The organism is Pseudomonas sp. S2_B07 (assembly GCF_054668435.1).
Map to the genome: position 1 here is coordinate 6,493,090 of NZ_CP162769.1, position 19,074 is coordinate 6,512,163.

General features: G+C 62.2%; 14 protein-coding genes. 11 read left to right on the forward strand and 3 right to left on the reverse strand.

The window, feature by feature from the left end:
- The first annotated feature begins 29 nt into the window (after positions 1-29).
- The gene (locus AB4N43_RS29945; protein WP_460154242.1) at positions 30-1,238 is read left to right on the forward strand and encodes a DSD1 family PLP-dependent enzyme; all 1,209 of its coding nucleotides are present in this window, start codon (positions 30-32) and stop codon (positions 1,236-1,238) included.
- 111 nt (positions 1,239-1,349) lie between these two features.
- Here the strand turns inward: AB4N43_RS29945 and AB4N43_RS29950 are convergent, their stop codons facing one another.
- Positions 1,350-2,294, reverse strand: a complete 945-nt coding sequence (locus AB4N43_RS29950; RefSeq protein ID WP_027923738.1) for a SphA family protein — start codon at positions 2,292-2,294, stop codon at positions 1,350-1,352.
- 208 nt (positions 2,295-2,502) lie between these two features.
- On the opposite strand from AB4N43_RS29950, the gene AB4N43_RS29955 reads away from it, so the two are divergent.
- From AB4N43_RS29955 to AB4N43_RS29965, 3 genes are all read left to right on the forward strand, one after another.
- On the forward strand, positions 2,503-3,549 hold the full coding sequence (locus AB4N43_RS29955; RefSeq protein ID WP_059182833.1) for an AraC family transcriptional regulator: 1,047 nt from the start codon (positions 2,503-2,505) through the stop codon (positions 3,547-3,549).
- A 205-nt stretch (positions 3,550-3,754) separates the two neighbouring features.
- Positions 3,755-4,642, forward strand: a complete 888-nt coding sequence (locus tag AB4N43_RS29960) for a Dyp-type peroxidase (protein ID WP_027923740.1) — start codon at positions 3,755-3,757, stop codon at positions 4,640-4,642.
- Positions 4,643-4,658: 16 nt separating this feature from the next.
- The gene (locus AB4N43_RS29965; protein WP_460152659.1) at positions 4,659-5,627 is read left to right on the forward strand and encodes a Gfo/Idh/MocA family protein; all 969 of its coding nucleotides are present in this window, start codon (positions 4,659-4,661) and stop codon (positions 5,625-5,627) included.
- Between the two features lie 61 nt (positions 5,628-5,688).
- Here the strand turns inward: AB4N43_RS29965 and AB4N43_RS29970 are convergent, their stop codons facing one another.
- Entirely contained in the window at positions 5,689-6,426 is a 738-nt protein-coding gene (locus AB4N43_RS29970) for a TorF family putative porin (protein ID WP_027923742.1), read from the reverse strand.
- 108 nt (positions 6,427-6,534) lie between these two features.
- Positions 6,535-8,277, reverse strand: coding sequence for an amidohydrolase (locus tag AB4N43_RS29975; RefSeq protein WP_460152661.1), 1,743 nt, complete (start codon positions 8,275-8,277; stop codon positions 6,535-6,537).
- A 103-nt stretch (positions 8,278-8,380) separates the two neighbouring features.
- On the opposite strand from AB4N43_RS29975, the gene AB4N43_RS29980 reads away from it, so the two are divergent.
- The 7 genes from AB4N43_RS29980 to AB4N43_RS30010 all read left to right on the forward strand — a co-directional run.
- The gene (locus AB4N43_RS29980) at positions 8,381-9,298 is read left to right on the forward strand and encodes a LysR family transcriptional regulator (protein WP_027923744.1); all 918 of its coding nucleotides are present in this window, start codon (positions 8,381-8,383) and stop codon (positions 9,296-9,298) included.
- 182 nt (positions 9,299-9,480) lie between these two features.
- Positions 9,481-10,098, forward strand: coding sequence for a transcriptional repressor LexA (gene lexA / locus AB4N43_RS29985; protein ID WP_027923745.1), 618 nt, complete (start codon positions 9,481-9,483; stop codon positions 10,096-10,098).
- A complete protein-coding gene (gene imuA / locus AB4N43_RS29990) occupies positions 10,098-10,715 on the forward strand; it encodes a translesion DNA synthesis-associated protein ImuA (protein WP_027923746.1) in 618 nt (205 codons plus the stop codon). Before lexA ends, imuA begins: the two co-directional genes overlap by 1 nt.
- Before the next feature lie 7 nt (positions 10,716-10,722).
- Entirely contained in the window at positions 10,723-12,138 is a 1,416-nt protein-coding gene (locus tag AB4N43_RS29995) for a Y-family DNA polymerase (RefSeq protein ID WP_460152664.1), read from the forward strand.
- Positions 12,135-15,212, forward strand: a complete 3,078-nt coding sequence (locus AB4N43_RS30000; RefSeq protein WP_059182837.1) for an error-prone DNA polymerase — start codon at positions 12,135-12,137, stop codon at positions 15,210-15,212. Before AB4N43_RS29995 ends, AB4N43_RS30000 begins: the two co-directional genes overlap by 4 nt.
- A 174-nt stretch (positions 15,213-15,386) precedes the next feature.
- Complete coding sequence (locus AB4N43_RS30005) at positions 15,387-17,498, forward strand: hybrid sensor histidine kinase/response regulator (RefSeq protein WP_194940184.1); 2,112 nt, start codon at positions 15,387-15,389, stop codon at positions 17,496-17,498.
- Positions 17,499-17,661: 163 nt separating this feature from the next.
- Positions 17,662-19,074: excinuclease ABC subunit UvrA (locus tag AB4N43_RS30010; protein WP_460152667.1), on the forward strand; the 1,413-nt coding region annotated here is incomplete at its 3' end.

The following is a 19,074-nucleotide window of genomic DNA, read 5'->3' on the forward strand; positions in this document are numbered from 1 at the left end:
GCGTGTTGTTGGCGGGGGCTGGCGCCTGGCTGCGGCCGGGTGATCGAGGCGCGCCGTACAGCGATTATTTCCATACGCTGAACCGCGAGCTCAAGGAACACGGGCCGATGCGGCCGGTGATGCTGATCGATCTTGATCGGCTGGATCACAACATCGATGCGGTGATGCTGTCGGTAAAACGCGGCGGCAAGCACCTGCGCCTGGTAGAGAAATCACTGCCGGCGCCGGGGCTGCTGACCTACATTGCCAAGCGCGCGGGCACGCAGCGCTTGATGTCGTTTCATCAGCCGTTTCTCAATCATGATGCGGTGCAGTTTCCCGAGTCCGACATCCTGTTAGGCAAACCGCTGCCGGTGCGTTCGGCCGAGTTGTTTTATCAGTCGCACAAAGGGCCTTTTGATCCCTCGAAGCAATTGCAATGGCTGCTTGATACGCCTGAACGACTTCAACAGTACCTCGCGCTGGCGCAGGGATTGGGCACGCGATTACGGGTGAACATTGAACTGGATGTCGGGCTGCATCGTGGGGGTGTCAGCGATGCGGGTGTGCTCGGACCGATGCTGGCACTGATCAGCAAAAATCCTCAGCACCTGGAGTTCGCCGGCTTCATGGGCTACGACCCGTTCGTGGGCATGGGCGTGCCGGGAATACTGGGCTCGCCCGAAGAACTGTTCGCCAAGGTGATGGTGATTTACAACCGCTGCGTCGACTTCACCCGTCAGCAATATCCCGGCCTGTGGCATCAAGGACTGACCCTCAACACCGCTGGCAGCCCGAGTTATCGCATGCACGAGCATGAACAGCTCAGCACGGAGGTTTCGGTGGGGACCGCGATGCTCAAGCCGACACACTATGATTTGCCGTCGCTGGTGGAACATGTGCCGGCGGCGTACATCGCTACGCCGGTGTTGAAGAGCACGGGGGCGGTGAACATTCCGGCGCTGGATGACAAGTCCCGGTTGTTTTCGTGGTGGGACACCAATCAGCGCGAGACGTTTTTCGTCTATGGCGGTAACTGGATGGCGGAGTTTGAATCGCCATCGGGGTTGCAGAGCAACGGGGTGTATGGCCGCAGCTCGAATCAGGAAATGGTCAATGGTTCGGCGGCGGTGGGGCTGGGGGTTGAGGACCAGGTGTTTTTGCGGCCGACTCAGACGGAATCGGTGTTGTTGCAGTTTGGGGATTTGCTGGCGGTTCGGGGAGGGCAGATTGTTGATAGCTGGCCGGTGTATTCCTGATGATCGTTCCCATGCTCTGCGTGGGAGCGCCTCAACGGACGCTCTGGCTCTTGATGGGCTGCGGAGCGTCCCAGGCTGCATTCCCACGCAAAGCGTGGGAACGATCAATCGTCAGAACGCATAAGGGATACTGACCTTGGCCCACAGCATTTCCCCTTCAGGCCGGTTCTCCACATCAAACTCCTTGGCCCAGCGAATCTCTGCCGTGGCGTACTGCAAAAAGGTCAGGTGCAAGGCCGGACCAATCGCGAATACCTGTCCGCGAACCCCATCGTTCACGTCTTCGCCATTGAACTGCACGGTGTGGCCGAACTGTTTGTCGTCGGTGGTTTGCTTGAGGTAGTAGCCGTTCAACCCGAGCATCAGGTTGTCGGTGATTTTGTAACTGGCCGAATAGTCGAAGTGGAAAATCTGCCCCGATTTGTAATCGGTGTCTTTGTTTTTCTCGTTGAAGCTGTACGTCGTCTTCATCGACACCTCGGTTTTATCCGTCGGCAGCCAGGTGAAGGAAAACAGCGGTTTGTAGGTATAGAAATTGTTGCTGGTGTTGGCCAGGCGATCGACGCTGTATTCGCCGGTCGGCACAGTGATTTCCAGCGCGGCAGCCAGGGTCAGGTTCGGGCCCATGTCCCACAGAATGATCGGAGCGACAGTGGTGTCACCCATGCCTTCGCGGGTGTCGTGCAAGCCGAACACCGCCACTTCCTGCTTGAGCCACGGCTGCGCAATGTAGCCCGCAAACCGGCCACCGAACACCCGCAGGGGGCTGAGGTAATCCAGGCGTGGAATCACCGCTGTGGATTCGATATCGACATCCGGCACCTTGCCGCCGAGCGAACTGATGTTGAGCTTCGTGGAGGTGTAGTGGTTGTAGTAGAGGTTGAACGCAACCATGTTGTCCGGAAGGCTGTCGGGCGACAGCGGCAACATGAAGAAACCGTCGGTGCCTGGGCCGATGTTGTCCACGCCAGCCTCGGTGGCCAGTGCCGGATGAGTGGTGAAAATGCCGGCCAGGCTGATGACCAGTAGGGGGAATCTCGTGCGGGTCGGGATCATGGGGGTACTCATTATTATTGTTAGCGGGCTGTCCTGCGTCCATACGAGGGCCGCCACATAGAAATAAGCTGTCTGCGCGGTGCCAGGCAGGGTATTGGCGGCCATTTAGGGGGACTTCTGCGGACAGCCTTTGAACCCTGTGCTAACTTCTTTCGACATAACCGGTAACAAAAATAAGAATGCAGCTCGCCCCGGAATGTATGACCCCATGCAAATGAAAGTGATTGATCCCACCTTTGAACTGGCGCTGGTGTCGCCGTTTCTCCTGCAAACCCTCGCCGAAGTCGCGAAGCAAAAAGGCATCAACCCCGACAGCCTGTGCCGAGGGCTGGGTTTTACCTTTGAAGATCTTCAGGACCCGGCGCAGCGCATTTCCTATCGGCAGGCCGTGGCGATGATTCAGCGCGCGCTCAAAGCCTTGCCCAATCAGGGCCTGGGCTTGTGGGTCGGCGCGCAGAATGTGCTCGGTACGCTGGGGTTGCTGGGGCATGTGTTGTCGCTGTGCAAGACCCTGCGCGATGCCTTTGAGCTGGGCATTCGGCATCAGCACACTTCCGGCGGGATCGTGGTGTCGAGCGTGGAGGAGGCGGGGGACCGGGTGTTTGTCGACGTTGAATGCCGCTTGCCGTTCGCCGATGTGCAACTGTTTGCGGTGGAGGAGTTTTTCGCCAGTCTGCTGGTGTACGGCCGGGCGTTGGTCGGGGCGGATTTCAAGCCGATGGCGGTGGAGTTCATGCACGCTGCGCCGGATTATTTCGGCGAATATTCGCGCGTGCTGGGGCCGGACGTGCGCTTCGGCTGCTTGCAGAATCGCATGGTGATCGCGGCGCATTGGCTGGATGTTCACTTGCCCAATCACCATTCCCTGGCCTTGCGTCAGGCGGTGAAATTGCTGGAGCTGGAAGCCGCGAAAGTGCATCAGAAAATGGACTTGATCCAGGCCGTGGAACGAGCCATTGCCCGCGACCTGACCGAGGGCAGTCACATCGAGAAAATTGCCGGCGACCTGAACATGAGCAGCCGCACCTTGCGCCGCCGCCTCACCGAACACGCGCTGACCTTCGAAACACTCCTGGAACAAGTGCGACAGGCCCGTACCATGAGCCTGCTGGCCAACCCGGACATGCCCATCGAACGCATCACCGAAGTAGTCGGCTACAGCGACGTGCGCAGCTTCCGCCGCGCCTTCAAACGCTGGACCGGCATGAGCCCGAGCGCATTCCGCAACGAATCCCCAACCCTCGATCCCCTGTAGCCGCTGACGAGCAGCGCGAGGCTGCGTCCGGCTGCGCAGCAGTCGTAAAATCAGGCAACTCGGTGTGTCAGGTACACCTCGCACAGAGGAATGACGACTGCTTCGCAGCCGGATGCAGCCTCGCGCTGCTCGTCAGCTGCTACAAGGGGTGCACACAAACCGTCGTGCTCCGGTTAAACTCGGTGCTCTTTTTCAAGGAGTTCATATGAGCTATTACCAGCCGGGCATTCTCGCCACCCCTGTTCCGCCTCAAGCCCGCCATATGTTCTTCGCCCTCGAATCCGCCGAAGCCTTGCCCGTCGCGCTCGACAACTTGATGCAACTGGTGGACGGGAAATCGGCTGTTGTCGGCTTTGGCGAATCGCTGGTCAAGGCGTTGCACGCTCAGATCGATGGCCTGCGTGCCTTTCCGGCATTGACCGGTGTGGGCGTCGACAACCCGTCGACGCAACACGCACTCTGGTGCTGGCTGCACGGCATCGACCGCGGTGAATTGCTCAATCGCAGCCAGGCCATCGAAGCTGCGCTGGCGCCGGCCCTGCGCCTGGTGCAGATGAACGAAACCTTCCGTCACATGACCGGCCACGACCTGACCGGCTACGAAGACGGCACCGAAAACCCGCACGACGAAGCCGCCGTCGCCGCCGCACTGTTGAGCGAAGGCGCGGATGGCCTGGTCGGTGGCAGCTTTGCCGCGATCCAGCAGTGGCAGCATGACCTCAAGGGCTTCCACGCGCTGCCGCCCCATGAAAAAGACAACATCATGGGCCGTCGTTTGAGCGACAACGAAGAACTCGACGACGCGCCAGTCTCGGCCCACGTCAAGCGCACCGCCCAGGAAAGCTTCGCCCCCGAGGCGTTCGTGGTCCGTCGCTCGATGCCGTGGATCGAAGGGGATCGCGCTGGCCTGATGTTCCTCGCGTTCGGTTTTTCCCTCGACGCTTTCGAAGCGCAACTGCGGCGCATGAGTGGTCTGGAAGACGGCATCACCGACGGTTTGTACCGCATCAGCCGCCCGATCACCGGCGGCTACTACTGGTGCCCGCCGCTCAAGGACGGTCGCCTGGACCTGCGCGCCTTGCGCATCGGCTAACCCACAGGAGTTGAACATGGACGTGGTGCGGTGGGGCATGATCGGTTGTGGCAGCGTTGCCGAGCGCAAGAGCGGGCCAGCCTTTTACAAGGCGCCCGGTTCGGCACTGGTGGCGGTGATGGGGCGGCGTCTGGAGGCCGTGACGGATTACGCCACGCGCCATGGCATCGCCCGGGTGTACACCGACGCGCAAGCACTGATCAATGACCCCGAGGTGGGCGCGGTGTACATCGCCACACCGCCCGACAGTCACCACGCCTACAGCCTGATGGTCGCCGCCGCCGGCAAACATTGCTGCGTCGAAAAACCGATGTCGCTGAATGCCGGGCAAAGCCGCGAGATGCGGCAGGTCTTTGCCGACGCCGGATTGCACCTGTTCGTTTCCTACTACCGACGTTCGCTGCCGCGCTTCCAGCAAGTGCGGCAGTGGCTGGAAGCCGGGCGGATCGGCGAGGTCCGGCACCTGACCTGGACCCTCACCAAGGCCCCGTCGCCCGTCGATCTGGGCGGCGCGCACAACTGGCGCACGGACCCGGACATTGCCGGCGGCGGTTACTTCGCCGACCTCGCCAGCCACGGGTTGGACCTGTTTCAGTACCTGCTCGGCGATATCACCGACGTCGCCGGTTTCACCGCGCGACAGGCCGGGCTGTATGCCGCCGAAGATGCGGTCAGTGCTACGTGGCGGTTTGCTTCGGGGGCGACCGGCATGGGCTGCTGGAATTTCGTGGCGGATCGCCGCGAGGATCGGGTCGAGGTGATTGGCAGCCAAGGCCGGATCAGCTTTTCGGTGTTCGATGAACACCCGGTGCAGCTTCAGGCGGATGAACAGCTCAGCCTGCATATCGACCATCACGAGCACATCCAGTGGCATCACGTGCTGGGCATGAATGCACACATTCGCGGTCAAACGCAGCACCCGGCGGTGGCCGCGGAAGCGTTGAAAACCGACTGGGTGATGGATCAGATCCTCAAGCGCCGCTAAACCATCAGATTCAACTCGATCCTGTGGGAGCGAGCTTGCTCCCACAGGGAATTGGTGTGGGTCAGAATGACTTGCTGACGCTCGCCACCACGGTGGCGCTGCACAGGTCGTCGTAGCCCCAGTTGCTGGTGCATTGGCTTTTCGACAGGTCGGTGTCGATGTAGCTCAGGCCCAGCATCACACCGGCCAGTTCGTGGGTCAGTTTGACTTCCCATTCGCGGTACGAGTCTTCGGCATGGCCCGAGCTCGAGTACAGGTGCGGGTCCTTGAAGTCCATGTTGCCGTAGCGCAGTTTCAGGCCGGTGTCATACGGCAATTGGGTTTCGTAACCGACATAGCTGTACAGCGAGTTCTGCTTGCTGTCGATGCCCGGTGCATCGTCGGAGTAATAGGCGCCGAGCTTCACCCCGTAGACGCTGAGAATGCCGTAGACCTCGCTCTGGTTGAACTGGCTTTCTTTCGGGTAAGTGTATTTGAGGTAACCGATGTCGAGGTTGACGTCCTCGGTCGCTTCCCAGAGCCAGCCGCCGTAGTAGTCGACTTCCTGACGGGTCTTCAGGCCGCCGCCGAAGTCGACGTTCGAACTCCAGGCACCCACGTACAACCCCGTGCTGTGAGCCAGGGTCACACCGGCCTGCACGGCGGGGTCATTGAGTGTTTGCGAAATACCACGGGTGCGGTAGTCGCTCGCCAGGGTCAGGTCCACCAATACGGAGAAGTCGTCATTCAAGACGATGGCCTGGCTGCTCAACGGCAGCAGACTCAAGGAACCAAGGGCGAGCAGGGTGAAAGCTTTCATGAATGCAGTCCCGATATTGTGATTGTTATGGGCAGTTTTTTTGGGCAAAGCTGCGCCGAACCCCGGTCTTGAACACGGGATCGGGCAGCGGGTTACAGCGGGTTTTTATTAGAGGGTCGGTGCGTAGACTTCGCGCCCGGCAAACCAGGTTTGCAGCACTTTTGTGTCGCTCAGGGCCTTGTTGTCGACGGTGAAGACATCACGGTCGAGCACGATGAAGTCCGCTTGCTTGCCAGGAACCAGCGAACCGATCTGCTTCTCCAGACCGATGGTTCGCGCGGCATTCGCGGTGTAGGCGTAGAACATCGTTTCCCGATCCACGGCTTCTTTGATGTTCAGCACGCCCATCGGGCCGACACGGGTGATGGCCTGGGCCATGGCATTCCACGGATTGGGCGACGACACCGGCCAGTCACTGGCCCCCGCGATGGTCGCGCCTTGCTTGAGCAGCGAATGCGCCGGGTATTGATAGCGGAAGGCGAGGGCGCTGACGTAAGGCTTGATCATGTCCGTGGTGTAGTCGTCGGCCGAGGCCCACAGCAGTTGCATCGAGGCGATGACGTTCAGCGGTTTGAACCGCGCAAATTCTTTCGGGTTGACGATTTGCAGGTGGGTGATCGAGTGCGTCACGCCGCTCTGGCGATCCTTGCGCGCCTGTTCGATGCCATTCAGCGACTCCCGCACCGCGCGGTCGCCGATGGCGTGGATGTGCACCAGCCAGCCGCGCTGGTCGATGGCGCTGACCAGTTCGCCGAAATGCTTCGGATCGATCAGCAATTCGCCCTGTTTGTGCGAGTTGTTGTAAGGGTCGATCATCGCCGCGCTCTGGGCCGGGAATTCGATCACGCCGTCGGCGAAGATCTTGACGCCGGGCAGGGTCAGGTTGGGGATGCCCTGAAATTGCTGGCGAACCTTGTCCAGCGTCTCGAGATCGGCCGGTAGGCTTTTCGGGTTGGCCACCAGCAGGGCGGCGACGTGGACGCTCATGTTGCCGGTTTCGGCCAGGGCTTTATAGGCCGGCAGCACGCCGACGGTTTTTTCCGTGGGCTTGAGCGCGAACAGCGGTTCACCTGGGGCGGCGTTGGCGGCGGGGTCCATCCACGCCGTGATACCGAAGCTGTTGTTGTAGCGCACGGCCGATTGGGCGGCCTTGAGCATGTCGGCGGTGCTCGGCACGGGTATTTTCGAGGACACCCGGTCCCAACCGGCGTCCACCAGGAAACCGTTGGGGGTGCCGTCGGCACGTTTGCCGATGGTGTCCGCTTCGGCGGCGAGCAATGACTTGAGCAGCGCGGCATCAATCCCGGCGCGCTTGAGCATGAAATCGTTGGCCCAGGCCGTGTGGTGGTCGCTGCCGGTGAACACCACGGGCACGTTGGCCCATTCACCGTTGTTGAATATTTTGCCCAGTGCTTCGGCCTTGGCCCAATACACCGAACTCATGCCGGCGATGGTCAACACATCGCCATGTTTGGCCTTGCCGTCGTCACGCCAGCCGCGCAGGCGCTTTTCCAGTTCGTCGAGTTCGACCACCTCGTCTTCCATGTTGGCCGAGACCATTTCCAGACCACCGAAAATCGCGTGGGAATGGGTGTCGATCAGGCCTGGCATCAAGGTTTTACCGCCGAGGTCGACCACTTTGGTGTCGGGCGTGATCAAGGCTTTGATCTGCGCATCGCTGCCGACTTGCAGCACCTTGCCATCCTGTACCGCCAGCGCCTGTGCCTTCGGTTGGGCACGGTCGGCGGTGAAAATCTTGCCATTGATCAGCACCAGGTCGGTGGCTGCCATGGCTTCCATCGAGGCAAAACTAACAGCGGCCATCAAGAGATTCGGGATGAATCTTTTCATTGAATGTTTCCTTGTTATTGCGTCTGATGGCCAGATTAGTGGCTGCTGGTGCGCAGCAGAACGCCTTCCTCACGAAAAACGTTTTTGCCTGAATGGAAAAAGTATGGACAAGTTGGGTGCGTTGAAAATGTTCGTGGTTACGGCGCAACTGGGCAGCTTCAGCCGCGCCGCCGAGCAGTTGGGCAAGACCCCGTCGGCCCTGACCAAAGCGGTCAACCACCTGGAAGCCGAGCTTGGGGCGCGCCTGTTCGAGCGCAGTACCCGGCGGATTTTGCTGACCGAATCCGGGCGGCTCTATCTGGAAACCGCGCGCCAGGTGTTGCAGCGGCTGGAGGAGGCCGGCGAGGAAATCGAACAGCTGCAGCATGGCCTGCGCGGCAACCTGAAAATCACCGCGCCATTGGCCTATGGGCAGGCGTTTCTCGATCAGGTGTGTGGTGGCTTTCTCGAGCAATACCCGCAGATCAATTTGCAGGTGGACCTGTGCGATGAGTTCGTCAATCTGCTGGAAAGCGGCTACGACCTGGCTCTGCGCGAAGGTCACGATGACTTGCCGGGGCTGATCGCCCGCGTGGTCGGCAGTAATCGCCTGGCGCTGTGCGCCAGCCCGGCCTATCTGGCGCGCAAGACTTTGCCGGTCACCCCGCAGACCCTCGATGACCACGAATGGCTGCTATACCGCCATCCGCTGCTCAGCCGCGAATTCTGGTGGGTCGAGCGTGACGGGCAACGCCTGAGTCTGCCGCAGCCGCCCAATCCGCGGTTGCGCAGCGACAATTACGATCTGCTGCTGGCCAATGCGCTGGCCGGGCGCGGTTTGTTGCACACACCATTGTGGAGCGCCGCGCCGTACATCGCCGATGGCCGCTTGGTGCAGCTGATGGCCGACTACGACATCGACCCGGACAGCTTTGGCCCGCATATTCTGGCGGTGTACCCAAGCCATCGACGGGCGACCGCGAAGGTGCTGGCGTTTATCGATTACATCGCAGGGTTTCTGGCGTCCCGTGGCTTGAGCTGATTGATCCCGCTGCCCCTGTAGCAGCTGTCGAGCAGCGCGAGGCAGCGTTCGGTGCGGGCCGCGTTCGGACGCAGCCGTCGCAAACCCGGCAACCGGGTTCTATCAGGCAAACTGCAGACGCAGCCTCGCGTTGCTCGACCGCTGCTACAAGTCCTTGCCAGTAAAATGCCAAAAGAGTACAAATGTACTCCATGACGACTTTAACTCCCCGCCGTACCGCCATCCTGACCTTTATCCGCGACCGAATCGCGGAGCACGGTCAGCCCCCGAGCCTCGCTGAAATCAGCGAAGCCTTTGGTTTTGCCTCCCGCAGCGTGGCACGCAAGCATGTGCTGGCGCTGACCGAAGCCGGTTTCATCGAGGTCAACCCGCATCAGGCCCGTGGCATTCGTCTGCTTGGGCAACCGGCGCGCCCCGAGTTGCTGGACATTCCGGTGCTCGGCCGGGTCGCGGCAGGGGCGCCGATCGGGGCCGATGCCGAGGTGCACAGCCGTTTGCTGCTGGACCCGTCGATCTTCTCGCGGGTGCCGGATTACATGCTGCGGGTGCAGGGCGACTCGATGATCGGGGACGGTATCCTCGATGGCGATCTGGTGGGCGTGCGACGCAACCCGGAAGCGGTCAATGGCCAGATCGTGGTGGCGCGACTGGACGGAGAGGTCACCATCAAGCGTTTCGAGCGGGCCGGCGACACGGTTCGCTTGTTGCCGCGCAACCCGGCGTATCAACCGATCATCGTGCAGCCCGGTCAGGACCTCGCCATCGAAGGGGTGTTCTGCGGGCTGGTGAGGCAAGGGTGATGGGCGCCGTCGTTGCGCTGGATACGCTGTTCAATGGCGGCCAGGTCTGGAAGGGCCGGCCTGCGCCACCGGCCGTCAGCCCGCAACCCACCGGGCATGCCGCGCTGGATGCGGCGTTGCCCACCGGGGGCTGGCCGGAAGCGGCGCTGACCGAAATTCTCCTCGCCGGGCAGGGCGTCGGCGAGTTGCAACTGGTGTGGCCGGCGCTGGCGCGGTTGTCGGCGGCGGGCGAGCGCATCGTGCTGGTGGCGCCCCCTTACGTGCCGTATCCCCTGGCGTGGCAAAACGCCGGGGTCGATCTGCGCCAGTTGTCGATCATTCAGGCCCGCGAGCGGGATGCCTTGTGGGCTGCGGAACAATGCCTGCGCTCGGGCAGTTGCGGCGCCGTGCTGTGCTGGCCGCACAAGGCCGATGACCGGGCGTTGCGCCGCTTGCAGGTGGCGGCGGAAACCGGTTCGACCCTGGCGTTCGCCTACCGCTCGATCCATGAAGCCGTCAATCCTTCGCCCGCCGCCCTGCGCATTGCCATCGACGCCAGGCCCGCGCAATTGCGCGTGCTCAAGTGCCGGGGCGGCCTTGCGCGTTCGACGCCGATTGCCTTCCCCGTGGGGCATTGAGGTTGCCATGCGCTGGGTTTGTATTCTTTTCCCGCAATTGGCGCTGGACGCGGTGCTGCGTCAGCGCCCCGATCCCGATGAGCCGCTGGCGCTGCTGACCGGCCCGGCGCAGCGCCGGGTGTTGCAGGCGGTCAATGCGTCGGCGCGGGCGCTGGGCTTGCGTCCGGGGCAGTCGATGACCGCCGCCCAGGCCTTGAGCAAAGGCTTTGCCACGGCGGAATACGACGCCGCCGAGATCGAACACTGGCAACAGTTCCTGGCCGCGTGGGCCTATCGCTTCAGCTCTCAGGTCAGCGTGCATTACCCGCGTGCCGTGGTGTTTGAAATCGAGTCCAGTCTGGGCTTGTTCGGGCCGTGGCCAACCTTCGAGGCACGGTTGCGTGCCGAGCTCGGCGAGCTGGGTTTTCGCCATCGGATCGTTGCGGCGCCCAACCCGGTGGCCGCGCGGGTGTTGACCAACGTCTATGACGGGCTGGTGGTGCCGGACAGCGACGCCTTGCACTACCATCTCGGGCAGTTGCCCGTCGACCGTATCGCGTTGGAGCCCAGCGTTGCCTCGGCGTTGTCGCGCATGGGCTTGCGCACCTTGAGTCAGGTCCAGGCGCTGCCACGACAGAGCCTGGCCCGACGTTTCGAAGCCCAGGTGCTCAAGCACCTGGACGCGTTGACGGGGGCGCGCCGACTGGCCCTGGCGTTCTACCTGCCGCCGGACCGTTTCGACGTGCGCATCGAGCTCAATTTCGACGTGCAGTCCCATCAGGCGCTGCTGTTTCCGCTGCGCCGCCTGACCGGCGACCTGTCGGCCTTTCTCTGCGGTCGGGACAGCGGCGTGCAGCGTTTCGACCTGCACCTGGAACACGCCGGCCTGCCGGACTCGGTGATCAAGGTCGGCCTGCTCAGCGCCGAGCGCGATCCGGCGATGCTCTTCGAACTGGCGCGAGGGCGACTGGAACAGGTACAGGTCGAAGCCCCGGTGCGCGGTTTTCGGCTGCGTGCCGAAGACTTGCCGACCTTCGTCCCGCAGTATCAGGAACTGTTCTACGACCGCCCGCAGCAATCCTTGCCCTGGGAGCAACTGCGCGAACGCTTGCGCGCGCGACTCGGCGATGAGGCGGTGCACGGCTTGCGCTTCCAGGCCGATCACCGCCCGGAGTGCGCATGGCAGGCGCGGGTCGACAGTCAACTGTGCGCGGGGTTGCCGGGTGTGCAGCGTCCGGGCTGGTTGCTGACGCAACCGCAGGCGATCCACGAAAGCTCGACACGCATCCTCATGGGCCCGGAGCGCATCGAATCCGGCTGGTGGGACGGCGCCGATGTGCGCCGGGATTACTACCTGGTCGAAACCCGCTCTGGCCAACAGGGCTGGGCGTATCGGGCGGTGGGTGAGGGCGGTCCGCTGTGGCTGCAAGGCTGGTTCGCATGAACATCGACTACGCCGAGTTGCACTGCCTGTCGAACTTCAGCTTCCAGCGCGGAGCCTCCAGCGCCCTGGAACTCTTTCAACGGGCGAAAAAGCACGGCTATCAGGCGCTGGCGATCACCGATGAATGCACCCTGGCCGGCATCGTCCGCGCCTGGCAAGCGGCCAAATCAGTGGAACTGCCACTGATCATCGGCAGCGAAATCCGCATCGAGAACGGCCCGAAGCTGGTGTTGCTGGTGGAGAACCTTGAGGGCTACCAGACCCTGTGCCGGCTGATCACCCGCGCGCGACGCCGCACGCAAAAAGGCCAGTATCAGGTGTTGCGCGAAGACTTCAGCGAGCCGATGCCGGGGCTGTTGGCGTTGTGGGTGCCGGACACGGTCGATGACGTCGAACAGGGCCACTGGTTGCAACAGACCTTTGCCGAACGCCTGTGGCTGAGCGTCCAGTTGCATTGTGGCCAGGACGATACCCGGCGCCTGGCGGCGCTGCTGACCCTGGCCCGGGAACTGCGTATTCCCGCCGTGGCCAGCGGCGATGTGCACATGCACACCCGCGGCCGGCGCGCCTTGCAGGACACCATGACCGCGATCCGTCGTCACCTGCCGGTGGCCGAAGCCGGGCTGCGCCTTCATCCCAATGGCGAGCGGCATGTGCGCAGCCTGGAGGTTTTGCAATCGATCTATCCGCCAGCCTTGCTCGATGAAACGTTGGTCATTGCCCGGCGCTGCACCTTCGACCTCGGCCAGTTGCGTTATCAGTACCCACGGGAATTGGTGCCGCAAGGTCAGACCGCCACGTCCTGGCTACGTCATTTGACGGATGAGGGCATTGCATGGCGCTGGCCCAAAGGCCCGAAAACGGCGGTGCTGACGCAGATCGACAAAGAGCTCGAGCTGATCGCCGAACTGGGCTACGAAAGCTATTTCCTGACGGTGCACGACATTGTGCGGTTCGCCCGCGACCAGCACATTTTGTGTCAGGGCCGAGGTTCTGCGGCCAACTCGGCGGTGTGTTTTGCCTTGGGCATCACGGAAATCGATCCGGATCGCACCACGTTGCTGTTCGAACGGTTTCTCTCCAAGGAGCGCAACGAGCCGCCGGACATCGACGTCGATTTCGAACACGAGCGTCGCGAAGAGGTCCTGCAGTACGTGTTTCAGCGTTATGGCCGGACCCGCGCGGCATTGACGGCGGTGGTCAGCACTTATCACGCGGCCGGCGCGGTGCGTGACGTGGCCAAGGCGCTGGGTTTGCCGCCGGACCAGATCAATGCGCTGGCCGATTGCTGCGGCCACTGGAGTGATACCGCGCCGCCCGTGGAACGGCTGCTGGAAGGCGGCTTCGACCCCGAAAGCCCGGTGCTGCGCCGGGTCTTGAGCCTGACCCAACAGTTGATCGGCTTCCCTCGACACTTGTCGCAGCACCCCGGTGGCTTCGTGATTTCCGAGCAACCGCTGGACAGCCTGGTGCCGGTGGAAAACGCCGCCATGGCCGAGCGCACGATCATTCAGTGGGACAAGGACGACCTCGACGCGGTCGGTCTGCTCAAAGTCGATATTCTGGCCTTGGGCATGCTTAGCGCCATCCGCCGCTGTTTTGATCTGCTGCGTCGCCACCGCAACCTTGACCTGAGTCTGGCGACGATCCCGTCCGAAGATTCGGCCACCTACGACATGATTGGCCATGCCGACACCATCGGCGTGTTCCAGATCGAGTCCCGGGCACAGATGTCGATGCTGCCCAGGCTCAAGCCGCGCAAGTTCTATGACCTGGTGATCGAGGTGGCCATCGTCCGTCCGGGCCCGATTCAGGGGGGGATGGTCCATCCGTACCTGCGCCGTCGCAACAAGGAAGAGCCGGAAACCTATCCCTCGCCGGAACTTGAAGCGGTGCTCAAGCGCACCTTGGGCGTGCCGCTGTTCCAGGAGCAGGTCATGCAGATCGCCATCGTCGCCGCCGACTACAGCCCCGGCGAGGCCGATCAGTTGCGGCGTTCCATGGCGGCCTGGAAACGCCACGGCGGGCTGGAACCGCACAAGGATCGGCTGGCCGCCGGGATGAAGAAAAACGGCTACACGGCCGAGTTTGCCGCGCAGATCTTCGAGCAGATCAAAGGCTTCGGCAGCTACGGTTTCCCCGAATCCCACGCTGCCAGTTTCGCTTTGCTGACCTACGCCAGTTGCTGGCTGAAATGCCACGAGCCGGCGGCTTTTGCCTGTGCGCTGATCAACAGTTGGCCGATGGGGTTCTACAGCCCGGACCAGATTCTCCAGGACGCGCGCCGGCATCATTTGCAGATTCGCCCGGTGGACGTGCGCGCCAGTGACTGGGATTGCAGCCTGGAACCGATAACCGTCGGGCAACCGGCGATTCGCCTGGGGTTGCGGATGATCAAGGGCTTTCGCGAAGACGATGCCCGGCGCATCGAAGCGGCGCGCGCGCGCGGGGTGTTTGTCGACATCGCCGACCTCGGCGAGCGTGCGCGACTGGATGCCCGCGCCCAGGAGCAACTGGCCGATGCCGGTGCGTTACGCGGGTTGGCCGGCGACCGGCATCGGGCCCGCTGGGAGGTGGCGGGGGTGCAAAAGCAACTCGGTTTGTTCGTCGGCCTGCCGAGTCAGGAAGAGGATGCCGTGGCGTTGCCCAAACCCACCGTCGGCGAAGACCTGCAAGCCGATTACGCGAGTGTCGGCACCACCCTCGGCCCGCATCCGCTGGCGTTGTTGCGCGGTGAACTGAAAGCCCGGCGCTGCCGCAGTTCGCAAGAACTGATGACGGTCGAACACGGGCGACCGGTCAGTGTCGCCGGGCTGGTGACGGGGCGACAGCGACCGGGCACCGCCAGTGGCGTGACCTTCGTGACCCTGGAAGACGAGTTTGGCAACGTCAACGTGGTGGTCTGGCGCGACCTGGCTGAGCGGCAACGCCAGGTCCTGGTCGGCTCGCAATTGCTCAAGGTCGATGGTCGCTGGGAAAAGGAAGGTGAGGTTCGCCACCTGATTGCCGGACGCTTGAGCGACCTGAGCTCATTGCTCGACGGCATCAGCGTGCGCAGCCGGGATTTCCGCTGAATACGGAAACGTGGCTCCCACAGTGAAAAGGGGGGGGCGCAGAAGACCCGAAGAATCAGCTAACCTCTATGAAACCATTTGACGTCGGCGATGCTCGAAACAAACGGGCCGCGCCGTCTTCACACTGTCGCGATCCCTTGAGCCAGTTCATCTACAGGGACTAAGAGCCAGTCAATGCAGTTTCTAGACGAAAGCCACGGGTGTGCCGGCTGGAACGGCGAAATGGCCGGGCGCATTCGTGCGTTCGACTGGGGCCAGACCGAGCTGGGCAGCCTCGACACCTGGCCTGCGAGTCTATGTAGCACTGTGCAATTGATGCTGGCCTCGCCACTGCCGCTGGTGATGCTGTGGGGCCGCGCCGGTTACATGATCTACAACGACGCCTACTCCGAATTCGCCGGTGGCCGCCACCCATACCTGTTGGGCTCCCCGGTGGAACTGGGTTGGCCGGAAGTGGCCGAATTCAATCGGAACGTGGTCGACACCTGCCTGGCGGGCGGCACCTTGTCCTACCACAATAAAAAACTGGTGCTGCTGCGCGACGGCATTCCCGAAGACGTCTGGCTCGATCTTTATTACAGCCCGGTGGCCAATGATGAAGGCAAGCCTGCCGGGGTCATGGCGATAGTGGTCGAGACGACCGAGCATGTGATTTCCGAACGCCGCCGCCAGGCCGCCGAAGACGCCTACCGCGCCGACAATGAGCGGGTTCGCCTGGCCCTCAATGCCGGTGCCTTGCTCGGCTCGTTCGTCTGGGACATCAAGGCCAATCGGCTCTCTGGCGACGAGCGTTTCGCCCGGACCTTCTCCTATCCCGCCGATCAGGACCTGACCAACCTGCCGACGGAGGTCGCCGAAGCGAAGATCCATCCCGACGACCTCAGTTGGGTACAGGAACAAGTCAATCAATCGGTCGAAACCGGCGAGCCATTTAATGCCGAGTATCGCGTCCTGCGCCCGGACGACACTTACTTGTGGGTGCAGGCGAGCGGCTGTTGCGAGTTCAATGAACAGGGCGAGCCATTCCGCTTTCCTGGCGTATTGATCGACATCCATGAACGCAAGTCCGCCGAAGAGTCCTTGCTCAGGTTCACCCGCAACCTGGAGCAGCGCGTCGCTGACGAAGTGGACGCGAGGCTGGCCGCCGAAGAACAACTGCGCCAATCGCAGAAACTTGAAGCCATCGGCGGCCTCACCGGTGGCGTGGCCCACGACTTTAATAACCTGTTGCAGGTGATCGCCGGCAACCTGCATTTGCTGGCTCGGCACGAACCGGACAACGCCAATGTGCAGCGTCGGGTCAGTGCATCCATTGCCGCGGTCGAACGTGGGGCCAAACTGTCTTCGCAATTGCTCGCGTTCGCCCGCCGCCAGCCACTGTCGCCAGCGGTGTGCATTCCACGGCAGGTCTTCGATGGTCTGGCGGAACTGCTGCAAAGGGCGCTGGGGGAAACCCTGCAGATCAAAGTGAGTGCCCCGGATGATCCCTGGCATATTTTCGTGGATCGCAATCAACTGGAAAACGCCATTCTCAACCTGGCGATCAATGCCCGTGATGCCATGAAAGGAGAGGGGACCATCAGCCTGAATGCCGAGCACATCACCCTCGACCAAAAATTTTGTGCCGGCAAGGGCATCGTTGCCGGCGACTATGTGTGTGTCGCAGTGGCGGACACCGGTGTCGGCATGCCGCCGCAGGTGCTCGCGCAGGCCTTCGAACCGTTTTTCACCACCAAGGCCGACGGCCAGGGCACCGGGTTGGGGTTGAGCATGGTGTTCGGTTTCGTCAAGCAGAGTGGTGGGCACATCGAGATTTCCAGCACTGAGGGACAAGGCACTCGGGTGCAGTTGTACTTTCCGCGAAGCCTGCGACCGGCGCCCAGTGAAATCACGCAGCATAGTCCGCAGCAGCGCGGCGGCCACGAAAGCATTCTGGTGGTCGAAGACAACGAAGCAGTCCGCGCCTCGGCGGTGGAATTGTTGCGCGAAGAAGGCTACCAGGTGCTGACAGCGGCCAACGGCGACCAGGCGATGCAAATGTTGCTGGAGGGCACAGCGGTGGATCTGATTTTCACTGACGTGGTCATGCCCGGTCTGATCAAAAGCGCGGATTTGGCCGCGTGGGCCAAAGTGCAGAATCCCCCGGTGGCGGTGTTGTTCACCTCAGGGCATACCCGTGACATTATCTCGCGCAACCATCAACTGAGCCCCGACACGCATTTGCTGAGCAAACCCTACAGGCCTGAATCACTGACCCGCATGGTTCGCACGGTGCTCAATGGCTGATACACCGCCAGTGGGAAATCAACTGAGATCAACTGTGGGAGCGAGCTTGCTCGCGATTGCGGTGTGTCATTAAACATCCATGTCGACTGACACTGCACCATCGCGAGCAAGCTCGCTCCCACAGGGGATTGGTGTTTTTTCAATATCTGATTAAGGCCACTCGATGACATCCAAGCGCACCTCCAACCCTCCCTCCGGCATGGTCAGGGTGCGTGGAGCCCGGGAACACAACCTCAAGAACATCGATGTCGACATTCCGCGCGATGCGCTGGTGGTGTTCACCGGTGTCTCCGGTTCGGGCAAGTCTTCGCTGGCGTTCTCGACCCTCTACGCCGAAGCGCAGCGCCGCTATTTCGAATCCGTGGCGCCTTATGCGCGGCGGTTGATCGACCAGGTCGGTGTACCGGACGTCGATTCCATCGAAGGCCTGCCGCCGGCCGTGGCCCTGCAACAACAACGGGGCACGCCGAGCACTCGTTCTTCGGTGGGCAGTGTGACGACCCTGTCGAGCCTGATTCGCATGCTTTACTCGCGGGCCGGCAGTTATCCGCCGGGACAGGCGATGCTGTATGCCGAAGACTTCTCGCCCAACACCCCGCAAGGCGCGTGCCCGGAGTGTCACGGGTTGGGGCGGGTTTACGACGTCACCGAAGCGCTGATGGTCCCCGACCCGAGCCTGACCATCCGCCAGCGCGCGGTGGCTTCCTGGCCCACGGCCTGGCAGGGGCAGAACCTGCGCGACATCCTCGTGACCATGGGTTACGACGTCGATATCCCGTGGCGAGATCTGCCGAAAAAGCAGCGCGACTGGATTCTCTTCACCGAAGAAACACCGACGGTGCCGGTGTATGCCGGGCTCACGCCGGAAGAAACCCGCGTTGCGCTCAAACGCAAAATGGAACCGAGTTACCAGGGCACCTTCACCGGCGCCCGACGCTACATCCTGCACACCTTCACTCACTCGCAAAGTGCGCTGATGAAGAAGCGCGTTTCGCAATTCATGCTCGGCAGCCCATGCCCGTTATGTGACGGTAAACGACTCAAGCGCGAGGCGCTGTCGGTGACATTTGCGGGGTACGACATCGGTGAGCTATCGCAGATGCCGCTGCTGCAAGTGGCCGCCGTACTGAAACCGGTGGCGGCGCACAGTTACCTGGAACAGGCCGATGAGGCGGGCGACGTGTTGACCCACCGGCAAACCCGTGAGGCTCGGGAAGCGCGGGTTGCTCACGGTGCCAGCGGGCATGCCAACGCACCGGACGTGCGGCACACGCCGAATCTGTCGGTAGAAAAACGCCTGGCCGCGCAACGCATAGCTCAGGATCTGCTGGAGCGGGTCAGCACCCTGACGGACCTGGGGCTCGGATACCTGGCGCTGGAACGCAGCACGCCGACCTTGTCATCCGGAGAGTTGCAGCGCTTGCGGCTGGCGACGCAATTGGGCTCGCAACTGTTCGGTGTGATCTATGTGCTGGACGAGCCCTCGGCCGGCCTGCATCCGGCGGATGGCGAGGCGTTGTTTGAAGCCCTGCAACGCCTCAAAGCCGCCGGCAATACGCTGTTTGTGGTTGAGCAT

What these genes read in the sequence shown, in the direction of transcription:
- AB4N43_RS29950 (WP_027923738.1), bottom strand. Translation starts at nt 2,294, where the DNA reads ATGATCCCGACCCGCACGAGATTCCCCCTACTGGTCATCAGCCTGGCC.
- AB4N43_RS29955 (WP_059182833.1), top strand. Translation starts at nt 2,503, where the DNA reads ATGCAAATGAAAGTGATTGATCCCACCTTTGAACTGGCGCTGGTGTCG.
- AB4N43_RS29960 (WP_027923740.1), top strand. Translation starts at nt 3,755, where the DNA reads ATGAGCTATTACCAGCCGGGCATTCTCGCCACCCCTGTTCCGCCTCAA.
- AB4N43_RS29965 (WP_460152659.1), top strand. Translation starts at nt 4,659, where the DNA reads ATGGACGTGGTGCGGTGGGGCATGATCGGTTGTGGCAGCGTTGCCGAG.
- AB4N43_RS29970 (WP_027923742.1), bottom strand. Translation starts at nt 6,426, where the DNA reads ATGAAAGCTTTCACCCTGCTCGCCCTTGGTTCCTTGAGTCTGCTGCCG.
- AB4N43_RS29975 (WP_460152661.1), bottom strand. Translation starts at nt 8,277, where the DNA reads ATGAAAAGATTCATCCCGAATCTCTTGATGGCCGCTGTTAGTTTTGCC.
- AB4N43_RS29980 (WP_027923744.1), top strand. Translation starts at nt 8,381, where the DNA reads ATGGACAAGTTGGGTGCGTTGAAAATGTTCGTGGTTACGGCGCAACTG.
- lexA (WP_027923745.1), top strand. Translation starts at nt 9,481, where the DNA reads ATGTACTCCATGACGACTTTAACTCCCCGCCGTACCGCCATCCTGACC.
- imuA (WP_027923746.1), top strand. Translation starts at nt 10,098, where the DNA reads ATGGGCGCCGTCGTTGCGCTGGATACGCTGTTCAATGGCGGCCAGGTC.
- AB4N43_RS29995 (WP_460152664.1), top strand. Translation starts at nt 10,723, where the DNA reads ATGCGCTGGGTTTGTATTCTTTTCCCGCAATTGGCGCTGGACGCGGTG.
- AB4N43_RS30000 (WP_059182837.1), top strand. Translation starts at nt 12,135, where the DNA reads ATGAACATCGACTACGCCGAGTTGCACTGCCTGTCGAACTTCAGCTTC.
- AB4N43_RS30005 (WP_194940184.1), top strand. Translation starts at nt 15,387, where the DNA reads ATGCAGTTTCTAGACGAAAGCCACGGGTGTGCCGGCTGGAACGGCGAA.